The following is a 12,313-nucleotide window of genomic DNA, read 5'->3' as shown; positions in this document are numbered from 1 at the left end:
ATAAATTATCCTTTAAAGGATGACGATTTCATATCGGGAGGTTATGTATGAAGAAGAATTTGGCATCCCTATTAGTTGCATTGCTTCTACTGGTAATGTATGTCCCTACGAGTGCATTAGCAGCAGATAGCGGCAAAGGGCAAACGTATGTGAACACTCAGAAGGTGGCAGCAGAGAAGGCAGCATTCTTAACGGAAAAGCTGGGAACGACTAGTCTCCAATATGCTCTTATTGATGGCGATAATATCGTTGTGAGCGGTCAATCTGGATATAGTCATGTGGAGAGTAAGACAGCACCAAGCGCTACAACGATGTATGGAATTGGCTCAACGAGTAAAATGTATACAACAGCTTCTATTATGAAGCTTGTTGAGCAAGGGAAAGTAGACTTGGACGGTTCAGTCGTATCTTATTTGAATAATTTTACGATGGAAGATCCTCGTTATAAGCAAATCACTGTACGGATGCTGTTGAATCATTCCTCAGGTCTTGCTGGCTCGAACTTATCCAATTCTTTCTTATTTAATGATTCTGATCCTATTGCAAAAGATAGTTTACTAGAAACGTTGTCAACACAACGTCTGAAGGCCGATCCAGGTGCCTACTCAGTATATTGTAATGATGGATTTACGTTGGCTGAGTTGATTGTTGAAAAGGTCAGTGGCACGGACTTTACCACATTCATTCATCAAAATTTCACAGAACCTCTAGGGCTTGAACATACGAAAACGCCTGTAGATTCTGTAGCTTCTTCTCAGCTGGCTAGTGTCTACAATGCTACCTACTCAGCAGCTTTACCCAAAGAAACCATTAATGTGATTGGAACAGGTGGTATCTATTCCACTGCAGAGGACTTGGTGCGCTTTGCAACTATTTTTACGGGCCAATCGACTGGCATTTTGTCAGAAAAGTCTGTGAAAGCGATGGAACAAGAGGAATATAAGCGTGGAATATGGCCTAAGGGAACAGATAATTCGTTAGCTTATGGATTAGGCTGGGACAGTGTGAACTTATATCCATTTAACCAGTACGAAATCAAGGCTTTGACAAAGGGGGGAGATACGGGTCTGTATCATACCTCATTAGTTGTATTGCCCGAACAACGGATGGCAGCAGCAGTAATATCTTCTGGCGGAGCAAGTACAACGGACCAGATGCTTGCCAACGAAATTTTACTCAGTGCCTTACAGGAAAAGGGAGTTATTAAGGAACTGAAAGCTACACCTACCTTTAAAGCTTCGAACAAAGAGGATATGCCGCAAGAATTGGTAAACTATGCGGGTGTCTATGGTGATTCTACGCAACTAATGAAGATAGAAGTTAGTAAAGCTGGGGAATTGAGTATATCTTCGATTATAGCTCCTACAATGCCAGCACAGAAATTTTCATATAATTCGAACGGTGAATTTTTAGATGCCGAGGGTACAAGTAAAGTTAGCTTTGTGAAGGAGAGCAATGGCCGTATCTATCTTTGGAGTCAAGGGTATGGGGTAATTCCAGGACTTGGTGAAACTGCCGTTACCCAATATGCAGCTGAGAAGCTTGAACCTAATGCCCTATCTCAAGAGGTCATTACTGCATGGCAGCAGCGTCAAGGGAAATTGTATTTTGATGTCAGCGAGAAGTACAGCTCCCAATATTACATGAGTATGCCGGTAGCTGGAATCGCTATGTTCCCTGACGCACCTGGTTATATGGGCTCGAATAAAATAACTGGACCTAATAAAGCAGAAATGACCGTGCAAATCCCAACCATCGCTGGGCGCGATCTTGCGGATCTTATTTTTGAAAATAAAAATGGTGTGGAGTATTTAAAGATTGGCAATCAATTATTTATACATCAAGATGCGGTTAAACCGATTTATGCAGGCCCGCAATCTATGGTAACGATCCAATCAGATGGATATGCTAGATGGTATGGAGTTCCTGAAACGGCAACAGGTAAGATAATGACAGTAGAGCTGCCAACCAAGAGTTCCTTTGCCGTCTATGATGAGAATGGTGTATGTGTGAATTACTTTACCATTAGCGGTCTTAAGCAAGTCAAACTTCCTAGCAACGGCAAAATTGTATTTGTAGGTGATGTCGGTGCGAAGTTTGAAGTGACCCTCAAGGCGCAATAAACGTATATAAAAAAAGAATCCTGTTATCAAGATTTTCGTCTTGGTAACAGGATTTTTTATTTGAAATTTTGTGAGAATTCTTTTATTTTATCTACCAATATCCCTTTGAGCTGATCAGTACCTTCCTTTGGAGCCTTATAGGCCTTATAACCTCCAAAAGATTCAATACAAATCGCAGCTTCTTTCAGATCATCAGGGAAATTTTTCTCTATTAATTCTTCGGTTTTCTTGGGTTTCTCGTTGCAAATGTAGTAGCCCATCTTCTTAGTCAGTAACTCATCTTTATTTTTTTTGATAAAGTCACGAATGGCTTTATATATTTTTTCATCTCTTACTCCTGCCCCTAAAATAATGCTATCAAATGCCTCGATATCTGGCTTTTCTAGTTCGATATTGCAAATTTTGCTCTGAGGTAGCTCTTCTGATAATACTTTTGCACATTGTTCTGTTGCTCCAGATTTTGTAGCGTATAGAATAAGTACTGCCATTGTGTTCCCTCTTTTCAGTTAAGATTAATCGCGTTCCCTCATGGAAAAAATCTCGCAAATCAATTATCTTGATTATCAAGATATAATATACTTTATCGAATATACTGATCATTTGTCAAGCCAACGGCAAGCTCCTGAGTGTTAATTAGATATCCTTATTATGGTATCATGGGAATAATATTAATCTAATGCTAACAATATCTTTAAGGAAATATACAAAAAAAGAGGAGTGAACGTAAATTGGGGATCATCGTAATGCTAATCATCTATTTGTTGCTTGGAATATTTGTGATTAAAGTAGGCATCGATAACTCTAGAAGTACGCAACTATCAAAAGAAATATTAAATGAGTTAAAAGAAATCAAAGAACTAATGATCAGAAATAAATACGAATGAATTCTATATAAGGGTGGAGGTGAACGAAAGTGAAAATTGGACTTATACTTATAATACTTGCTTTTTCTAATCTATTTCTAAGGATATGGATTGTTGGCCCGGACAAAGAAAAACTTCCTGAAGACGGTTATGAGCTTAATATAAAAGGGAAGCTTATACTTGCACTTGTGGGATTAATTACGGGGATTGTGATAATAATTGCCGATGGCCCAGAGGGTACGGTTATAAAATGGTTTTGGATTGTAGTTATAGTAGTAGCAATAGGGTTTCAGTCGTTCATCGACTGGAAATTTCTAAAACATACGAAACAGCACATAGTTTCACTTATTCTGTTAGTCCTGGGTGTGGTATTAGTTTATTTTATATTCTGATCTAGTTTCATTCGTACCGGCTTCGGACCCAGATGACGTTAATTGCTGAATAATCGCCTTTTGGGCAGCGTTTCGGACTCCAGTGCAGCTATTCGTTAGAAAGTGACTTATATTAGGTGTTTTTTATGCCAATAGTGGCCATGGAGTCCGATGGAATTCTTAAAGTGGAAATATACTGCTGTTAGTGTCAATGGAGTCCGTTAGTGACTTTGTAACTGCTGATGGCATCGAATCATACGAAGAAAAGAGGTGTTTCGGCAGCCAGCTTATGGCTTGTTGGGCACCTCCTTTTTGTGTTCACATTATACTTCTGCTTTCGTAGCCACGAGTGGACAGAATCCAGGGTTCGTTATACATAATTCTTGAGCGAATTCCGGTTGGAGCTTGGAGAGCTCGGCGAAATAGCTGCTGATTACGTGATTACCACTTGTAGATCCATTTTGGAAAGACAGTGAGTTAAAAGTGTGGACATGATTGTAATAATACTTTTTTTCCCGTTTGGGGAGCTTATAGACATGCGGAGGTGCGTAGGTTACAACATCAAAAAGATTGGCATACCGGTAACTCTTCTGCACATATTGTTTGAAAATATTAACGAAGTCCGGATCGCCTACCCGTGGGGAACCATAAGTATAGAGGTTAGGTGAGGTGTAAGAGGTATTTGCCGCAATATCTAAGGTACATAAGGTGGCGAGCGCTGCACCGAGGCTGTGGCCCGTAATGTATAAGGTCTTGTCGGGAGATAGCTTGGAGAGCGTAGAGAAGATGCCATCCCGAGCTGAAGAATAAATGTTGGTGAAGCCACGATGGGTGAGAGAGTCTTCTTTAAGATATTTGAACCGTTCCTGTGAAGCGAGGACGTTGGATATCCAATTGGTCGTCGTACTGGTTCCCCGAAAGGCAATAATAATCTCTTGTGGAGACTCCAAAATAAAGCCGAAACGTTCCCATACATTATTGAAGGATTGTGCTTCAATGGGATGACATAGCTGATAATCTAATGGAATGACGAAAACTCCATCTATATTTGAAAATTGTGTATAGGTCTGCCCGCAGACTGCAGCTAGAAAGATCGCCCTTTGCCCTTGCTCATTCCTCTTACTCACGTGCATCCCGCCTTTCTTTCCTACACTATATTAGGGGGATGAAGGAGTGATTCCTAAGAAAAAGGATTCCCTGAAACTTCTCTCTGAGTTACTATATATAAATAACTCCAACAGGAGAGAGAAGGGGGAAATGCATACATGAGCAACTTATTGGAAATTTTACACAAGGAAGTCGTACCGGCAGAAGGCTGTACGGAGCCGATTGCAGTTGCGTATGCCGTCTCCTTGGCGGCAGAGCTTCTCGAGGAAGAAATTACGGGGATTCAGCTGCATCTCAGCGGTAATATTATCAAAAATGCAATGGGAGTGGGCATTCCCGGGACAGGCCAGACAGGCCTGCCCATCGCAGCAGCCCTTGGAGCGGTGGTCGGCCGTTCTCACAAGGAACTGGAAATTCTGTCAGGTCTGACACAGGCTGAGTTGAAGATGGCAAATGACCTGCTGGATAGAAAGCTGCTAAAAGTGGAGATAAAGGACACTCCTGAGAAATTATATATTGAAGCCCAGTTGTTTACGCAGAACCATACGGCGACTGCCATTATTGCCAGAGAGCACACCCATATAGAATATTTGGCTCTGGACGGGGAGAAAATAACACCCCGGAATTCAAAAGCCGACTGTGGCAAGCCTAGTCTTTCCGACACGGAAGAGTATGCGGGCTCAGTTGATCAGATATTCGAGTTTATCTGTACCGCTCCTTTTTCAGAGCTTAGCTTTCTCTTGGAAGGAGCGCGGATGAACAAAGCGATCTCTGATGAGGGATTGCGAGGTGATTATGGCTTGCAAGTAGGCAAGAAAATGAATCAGCAATCTGCGGTGAATCTGTTCGGCAATGATGTAGCGAACAGAATTATCGCGGCCACTGCAGCGGCTTCAGATGCTCGAATGGATGGCAGTGCAATGCCTGTGATGACAACTGCGGGCAGTGGTAATCAAGGCATCGCCTGTACGCTTCCCGTTATAGCTCTGGCGGAATTGCTGGGCAAAGATGAAGAAATGCTAGCTCGGGCGCTTGCACTGAGCAATCTGGTCACTGTGCACATCAAACATTATATCGGGCGTTTGTCCCCATTATGTGGTTCAGGGATTGCAGGGGGAGTAGGAGCAAATAGCGGGATCATTTATCTCATGGGCGGCAGTCTTGAGCAGATCAAGCATGGGATACAGAATACGATTGCTTCTTTGTCAGGGATGATCTGTGACGGTGCGAATTCTACCTGTGCGCTGAAGATTTCCACCTCCACCAATACGGCGATCCAGGCAGCCACACTAGCTATGAACAACATTGCTCCTACAACCAAGGATGGTGTGATTTTCGAAGAGGTGGAAGATACCATCCGCAACATGGAGCGTTTGGTTCAGGAAGGGCTGGCGGATACTGACAAGACCATTCTCAATATTATGCTCTCCAAAGGCGGAGCGAATTAGCTTCCAAATAAGTTGAAAACAAGATAGAACATCATAATTAAGACCGCCCGGTTTCCTGCATAAAATGGCAGGAAGCCGGGCGGTCTTTGTAACACTTCGGCAAAACATAGATCTGCGAGAAGATTTGCATTAAATTTTAACATAACTTATTCTGAGTTAATAAAGGCATAGACTGAGGGTATAAAAAGGAGATAATATGACAGAGAAAATAGATATAGGCTGGAATTTTGCGAACAGTTATACTCATCTGCCGGAATCAATGTTTACAAGAATTAAGCCAACGCCTGTGCGTAAACCGGAACTGATTATTTTTAATGAACCATTGGCTGCTACTCTAGGGCTGAATAGCACAGCACTACAGAGTAAGGAGGGTCTTGGGATTCTTGCCGGCAACGAAGTTCCTGAAGGTACCATTTCGCTTGCTCAAGCTTATGCTGGACATCAATTCGGACATTTTACCATGTTGGGAGACGGTCGAGCAGTGCTGCTGGGCGAACAGATCACCCCTCAAGGTGATCGTGTAGATATTCAGTTGAAGGGTGCGGGAAGAACCCCATACTCTCGTGGTGGCGATGGCCGGGCAGCGCTTGGGCCGATGTTACGCGAATATATCATCAGTGAAGCTATGCATGGACTCGGGATTCCTACGACTCGCAGCTTGGCGGTGGTAGCAACAGGGGAGTCGCTAATCCGGGAAACGGAACAGCCGGGGGCGGTTTTGACCCGGATCGCGGCGAGTCATTTGCGTGTTGGAACTTTCCAATATGCTGCTGCATGGGGGACTGTGGAGGATCTGCGTATTCTGGCTGATTACACATTGCAAAGACATTATCCAGAAGCTCCTGTGGAAGATAATCCATATCTTGTTCTGCTTCGGGAAGTAATGGAACGTCAAGCAGCGCTAATTGCCAAATGGCAGCTTGTAGGTTTTATTCACGGAGTGATGAATACCGATAATATGGCCCTTAGCGGAGAAACGATTGATTATGGTCCATGTGCCTTCATGGATGTGTACAATCCTGAGACAGTATTTAGTTCCATAGACCAGCAAGGTCGTTATGCCTACCACAATCAACCCGGGATTGGCGCATGGAATCTCGCCAGATTTGCCGAGACTCTCTTGCCATTGCTGGCTGACGATCAGGCACAGGCGATTAAGCTGGCTGAGGAGGCAATTTCAGATTTTTCGGAGCGGTCCTATCAATATTGGCTAACGGGAATGAGAGCGAAGCTGGGAATCTTTAACGAAGAGTTAGAGGATGTTGCTCTGATTGATACCCTCCTTGAACTGATGCAAAAATATCGGTCTGACTACACTAATACATTTCGGTCTTTAACTTTAGGCGTAATGGAAGATGCTGATCTGTTTGGCACTCCTGAATTTAAGCAATGGAATGAGCTGTGGCAGGCGCGCCTTAGCAGGCAGCAGGAATCACAATCCTCTTCACAGGAGCTGATGCGTACCAGTAATCCTGCGATTATTCCGCGGAATCATCGTGTGGAAGAAGCGCTTGAGGCGGCGGTAGAGCGGAAAGATTACGATGTGATGGAGAGGTTACTTCAAGCATTGTCTAACCCATACGCCTACTCCCCTGAACAAGAGGAATACTCGGCACTTCCTGAGGAATCCGCATGTCCATATCGTACATTCTGCGGTACTTAAATTGCTTATAATCTATCTGGAAAATGGGGGAAGGAAGAATGTTTCATGCTTATGATGTTCTAGCCAACCAGTTGCTGGCCAATGCAAATGATCCGAGTTGGTATGTGCCCTTTGAAGTGGCGGTTAAAGACTTAAGTGAAGAAGAAGCTTTTTGGAAGGTAACGGAAGAAAGCAATAGTATTGCTGAGATTGTGCAGCATCTGCTTTACTGGAATGAAACTTGGCAAACTAGGTATAAAGAAGCCAGTGTTCATGCGGTTCCTTCAGTGGATAATAATAATACCTTTGTCGTTGCAGAAGAGAAAACGTTCGAAGCGTTGCAAAAACAACTTTTAGAGGTTCTTTTACATTGGCAGGAATTGATTAAGAAAGAACAATTGGAAGCTGATGTTCAAGGATTCCCAGACAGTAAATGGTGGGAAGTACTCGGAAATGTAACAACCCATAATGCTTATCATGTGGGCCAGATTGTTTTTATTCGAAAAATACAAAAAAGCTGGAACCGCAATGTGAAGTGACATTGTGAAGTAAATCCTAAAAAAATAAAATTAAAAAGGCGTTAGCGGATGCACATTCATCTGGCTTTCGTCTTTTTTTACGTATTAATACTTACATATGCTTAATCATATACTCATAAACGCTTGTAAATACTTATTAAATGACTTATGATGACTTTAGGAGGTGGATTACCTTATGTATCAAGAGGAACGATTATTAAAAATACTCGAATATTTGAAACAACACCAAGCAATGAGTGTTCAAGATATCTGTACGCAATTTGAAGTCTCAAGAGATACTGCCCGACGGGATATTGTTAGGTTAGTACAAGAGGGCGTCGTTGTTCGGACGCATGGCGGTCTAGCGTTACCAGAATTACAAAAAGAATTATTATCTTACCAGGATCGTTTGATCGATGAATCCGAGAGTAAGCAGAGAATAGGGAAGATCGGAGCCGCGCTTATCCAAGATCGTGAGACTGTGATTTTAGACGTATCGACCACTGTACAGTTTGTTGCTGAACAAATTAGTGCACAGGATATTACGGTTGTCACGCATTCAATAGATAATGTAGGGATTTTATCCCATCGTGAGGATCTGCAAATTTATGTACTTGGTGGTTACTTGAATGTGAAAAACCGCTTGTTATATGGTTCTTCCATTATCGATAAACTTAGTGAAATTCGTGCGGATAAAGCCTTTATTGGAGCGTCGGCGATCTGTGCTGATGGGCTCTATTATCCTTATGAAGAAGATGCGCGGGTAAAAAGAGAAATGGCTCGAAGATCTGATCAAGTGATTTTAGTAGCCGATCACACCAAATTTAATGCCAAATCCTTTTATCGGCTAGACTTTGACTTCATTGATATTTTAATTACAAATCGAGAGCTTCCAATCGAGATCAGAGAAGTTCTAGATCAGAAGAACATCACAGTTATTGAGTGTCAAGATGAAGCTGAAGAGGTTCGAAATCAAGAGTGATAACGAAATGGAGGAGAACGTTTATGACTTATATTTTGCAAAATGTACAAGTAGTGCTTCAGAATAGTATAGTTTCAGCGGCCAATGTATGGATTTCTGAAGGAAAAGTGATGAGGATAGACTCAGGAGATACCTCTATTCCAGAGGGTGAGTATGAACGGATTGATGGCGGAGGGCATTTGTTAGTGCCCGGAATGATAGATGTGCATATTCATGGTGCTAACGGGTTTGATATGATGGACGGTACTGCAGAGAGTATTCAAGAAGTATCGAAGGCTTGCGCAGCATCTGGTTGCACCTCATTTCTGGCTACCTCTGTGAGTTCTACGATGGAAGATCTTTTAGAGATGATTCGTAGTGTCAAACGTGTAATTGGGCATGAAGTGGGAGCAAAGATCGCAGGCATTCACTTAGAGGGACCTTATCTAAACCCCAAGAGAAAAGGAATGCAAAATGAAAAGTATCTGCGGCATCCTAACTTAGAAGAAATGAAGCTCATTTTCCAAGAAGCTGGATCACTCATTAAAATGGTTACGATTGCTCCTGAGCTGCCGGGAGGCATGGAGCTTCTTTCCTTTTTGAAGGAACGGGGAGTGGTGATAGCAATTGCTCATTCGGATGCCACATATGAGGAAGCCAAACAAGCTTTTGCCGCTGGGGCAAGTCATGTTACGCATTGTTTTAATGGCATGCGGCCGATCCATCATCGAGATCCGGGGATTGTGGTTGCCGCTTTCGAAGAGAAACATGTAAGCCTGCAAGCTATTGTGGATAATGTCCATCTGCATCCTGCAATTATCCGATTGATGCATACCATGAAAGGACCAGAAGGAATGGTCTTGATCACAGATGCGTTACAAGCAATGGGGTTAGGGGATGGGAACTATATATTTGGAGGACATCAGGTTACGGTATCTGGGGGCATAGCGCGATTGGAAGATGGCACGCTGGCCTCCAGTACAGTTACCATGAATGAAGCCTTACGTTATACTGTCGAAACTGGAATTTCGCTGACAGATGCCGTACAAATGGCTTCAACTACACCTGCTAATATTCTTGAACTTCAACAAAAGGGGACGATAACCACTGGCTTAGATGCTGACCTGGTCCTCTTGGATGATGAATTTAAAGTGCTCTGGACAATGGTAGGAGGGCAAATCTTACAGCTGTGACCGATATTCATGTGCCGTTATTCCGAACACGCTCTTAAAATGCCTGTTCAGATGAGTTAGATCCACAAATCCGCAATCTACAACAGCTGCATAGATATCCTTGGTTCTCTCAATGGACTGCTTGGCACGCTCTACCTTGCAATTTAAGAAAAATTGATAGGGCGATATTCCTGTATGTGTCTTAAACTCGCGAATAAACTGATATTTGGACAGACCAAATTCTGTGCAGAGATCGTCCAGCTTCAGCACATGGTCTAAACTGCAGTACATCATTTCCTTTGCTTTTTTGAGAAATTTATTATTCGTTCTACGATCGGTAACTATTTCAGTATTAGATACTAAATGAAGCAGAGTGAATAACAGTTCACTGCACAAAGACTCCTCTTTGCCATTCTGGATGGCATGGTTTAGGGCTAATATGCACTGCGCCAATTTGTCATCGTATAAGATAGGAGTGGCGAAGCGGAGTTCTTTTTTATCTAGTATCTCTCGCATTAGGGTTGGCTTAATATAAAGCATGACATAATCAATGCCACCTTTATCATACGCATTGCCATCATGCGTTTGTTCTGGATTAAACAACATTACGCCATTTTTATGAGAGGATTGCAAACTACCGTCAAGATTATATTGCTGAATGCCACGAAGGGTCACACCGAGTGCATATTCCTCATGGCAATGTTTTTTATAGGTGAAATCAGTAAGGCTGGCGGATAAGGACAGGATCTCTGCTGACTTTTTATAGTTAAATCTCTCCACGTTCTTAACCTCCGCGACTTTATAGGATTCCCGATATCATAATGGCTGAGTATACTAAAAACAGTGCCATCACGGTATTTAGAACTTTTTGATGATTTTTCATAAATGTTCTGAAGATTGTCCCAAAAACAACCCATGTCGTAAATGCAAAAAATCCGATCACAGTTATAATTATAACAAACATAAACAAGGCAAGCGAAGAGGTATAGAATGGCATTACGTAGTTGGGAATGACCGTTAGTGTAAATACTAGCACTTTAGGATTCACAAGCTGCATAAGCACGCCTGAGCGGAAATTGGCATTGGGGTCAGGCTGGTCTTCCATTGAACCCATTTTAAAGATTTTATAAGCAAGGTAGAGCATATATAAACTCCCAATGACTTGCATAATGAACAGGATATTTGGGATGATTTCTACTAGAACACGGTTCAGCAGAGTAGAAATGATAAGTAATAAGCCAAAAGCCAGCGTGGATCCGTATACATACCCCATTGATTTTTTAGCCCCGGAATGTTGCACGGAAGAAAGAATAACAATATTGGTAGGACCGGGTGTAAATGTAGCGACAACGCAATAGATCAGAAAGGACAATATATTCATGATGACCTCCAGTAAAGTAGTTCTATGAATATAAACCTTTCAGTCTGAATGCTGATAGTATATTATTGCAGGATTTTTAAGAATTCCGGCCGGGAATAGAAGAGGTGTACGAATCAATGAATAAGAGTAATCAAATGGCCATAAGCACACTTTCTCCAGATGATTTTGAATCCACATGCTCTGTTTTTGAAATTTCAATCCCAGATGCTTTTGAAAAAGAAGGGCTTGATCATTTACAAGACGATATCCAAAGTGAAATAGATCATAAAAAGCAAATGGTGATGACTTCACTGGATACTACAACTGCGGAGCCTTACTTCCTTCTTGCAAAAATAGAAGAGCAGGTGGTCGGTACGATTTCCTTTGGAGCTTGTGGCGAAGATATTCAAACCTGCACGGATCATCAGTTAGATGAAATAGGGGAATTGGGCAGTCTATACATTATGCCAAGTTATCAGGGTCAAGGTGTGGGTTCAGCCTTAATTAAGGAAATGATGATATTTCTAAAAAAGCAAGGGGTAGAGCGGTTTTGTCTGGACAGCGGTTATAAACGTGCACAAATCAGGTGGCAACGTAAATTTGGGAAACCTTATAAAGTAGTGGAAGACTATTGGGGACCTGATTCCGTCCATATGGTTTGGTTGTGTAATGTGAGTGATCATTTAAGCTAGAGATATATTTTTCATAAAAATAACAGTCCCTTTGCTGCGCGCAGAGGGATTTTTTG

Annotated in this window: 12 protein-coding genes; 8 read left to right on the top strand and 4 right to left on the bottom strand. The window is 42.2% G+C overall.

Annotated features, from left to right (window positions below; genetic code table 11):
• Positions 1-47 precede the first annotated feature (47 nt).
• Positions 48-2,123, top strand: a complete 2,076-nt coding sequence (locus tag NSS82_RS21295; protein ID WP_076104973.1) for a serine hydrolase domain-containing protein — start codon at positions 48-50, stop codon at positions 2,121-2,123.
• A 56-nt stretch (positions 2,124-2,179) separates the two neighbouring features.
• On the opposite strand, the gene NSS82_RS21290 is transcribed toward NSS82_RS21295, so the two are convergent.
• Positions 2,180-2,611 (bottom strand): flavodoxin domain-containing protein, encoded by a 432-nt coding sequence (locus tag NSS82_RS21290; protein WP_076104972.1) that lies wholly within the window; start codon positions 2,609-2,611, stop codon positions 2,180-2,182.
• 425 nt (positions 2,612-3,036) lie between these two features.
• On the opposite strand from NSS82_RS21290, the gene NSS82_RS21285 reads away from it, so the two are divergent.
• Complete coding sequence (locus NSS82_RS21285; RefSeq protein WP_036688860.1) at positions 3,037-3,378, top strand: DUF4181 domain-containing protein; 342 nt, start codon at positions 3,037-3,039, stop codon at positions 3,376-3,378.
• A 302-nt stretch (positions 3,379-3,680) separates the two neighbouring features.
• Here NSS82_RS21285 and NSS82_RS21280 read toward each other — a convergent pair whose 3' ends face one another.
• Positions 3,681-4,484, bottom strand: coding sequence for a lipase family protein (locus tag NSS82_RS21280; protein ID WP_370511295.1), 804 nt, complete (start codon positions 4,482-4,484; stop codon positions 3,681-3,683).
• A gap of 138 nt (positions 4,485-4,622) precedes the next feature.
• Between NSS82_RS21280 and NSS82_RS21275 the strand changes: the two genes are divergently transcribed.
• The 5 genes from NSS82_RS21275 to nagA all read left to right on the top strand — a co-directional run bounded on the left by NSS82_RS21275 (position 4,623) and on the right by nagA (position 10,226).
• The gene (locus tag NSS82_RS21275; RefSeq protein ID WP_076104970.1) at positions 4,623-5,912 is read left to right on the top strand and encodes an L-cysteine desulfidase family protein; all 1,290 of its coding nucleotides are present in this window, start codon (positions 4,623-4,625) and stop codon (positions 5,910-5,912) included.
• A 196-nt stretch (positions 5,913-6,108) separates the two neighbouring features.
• Positions 6,109-7,575 (top strand): protein adenylyltransferase SelO, encoded by a 1,467-nt coding sequence (locus tag NSS82_RS21270; protein ID WP_076104969.1) that lies wholly within the window; start codon positions 6,109-6,111, stop codon positions 7,573-7,575.
• 38 nt (positions 7,576-7,613) lie between these two features.
• Complete coding sequence (locus NSS82_RS21265) at positions 7,614-8,093, top strand: DinB family protein (RefSeq protein WP_036688853.1); 480 nt, start codon at positions 7,614-7,616, stop codon at positions 8,091-8,093.
• Positions 8,094-8,268: 175 nt separating this feature from the next.
• Complete coding sequence (locus NSS82_RS21260; protein ID WP_038572168.1) at positions 8,269-9,054, top strand: DeoR/GlpR family DNA-binding transcription regulator; 786 nt, start codon at positions 8,269-8,271, stop codon at positions 9,052-9,054.
• A 23-nt stretch (positions 9,055-9,077) separates the two neighbouring features.
• A complete protein-coding gene (gene nagA, locus NSS82_RS21255; RefSeq protein WP_076104968.1) occupies positions 9,078-10,226 on the top strand; it encodes an N-acetylglucosamine-6-phosphate deacetylase in 1,149 nt (382 codons plus the stop codon).
• Here nagA and NSS82_RS21250 read toward each other — a convergent pair.
• Together NSS82_RS21250 and NSS82_RS21245 are read right to left on the bottom strand one after the other, a co-directional pair.
• Positions 10,215-10,985, bottom strand: coding sequence for an AraC family transcriptional regulator (locus NSS82_RS21250; RefSeq protein ID WP_036688847.1), 771 nt, complete (start codon positions 10,983-10,985; stop codon positions 10,215-10,217). The genes nagA and NSS82_RS21250 overlap by 12 nt on opposite strands.
• A gap of 19 nt (positions 10,986-11,004) precedes the next feature.
• Positions 11,005-11,586 (bottom strand): LysE family translocator, encoded by a 582-nt coding sequence (locus NSS82_RS21245; protein ID WP_076104967.1) that lies wholly within the window; start codon positions 11,584-11,586, stop codon positions 11,005-11,007.
• Positions 11,587-11,702: 116 nt separating this feature from the next.
• Between NSS82_RS21245 and NSS82_RS21240 the strand changes: the two genes are divergently transcribed.
• The gene (locus tag NSS82_RS21240) at positions 11,703-12,257 is read left to right on the top strand and encodes a GNAT family N-acetyltransferase (RefSeq protein ID WP_081386528.1); all 555 of its coding nucleotides are present in this window, start codon (positions 11,703-11,705) and stop codon (positions 12,255-12,257) included.
• Positions 12,258-12,313: the final 56 nt, after the last annotated feature.

The organism is Paenibacillus sp. FSL H7-0735 (assembly GCF_038008505.1).
Classification (GTDB): domain Bacteria; phylum Bacillota; class Bacilli; order Paenibacillales; family Paenibacillaceae; genus Paenibacillus_AQ; species Paenibacillus_AQ odorifer.
This window is presented reverse-complemented; position numbering and strand designations above follow the sequence as displayed.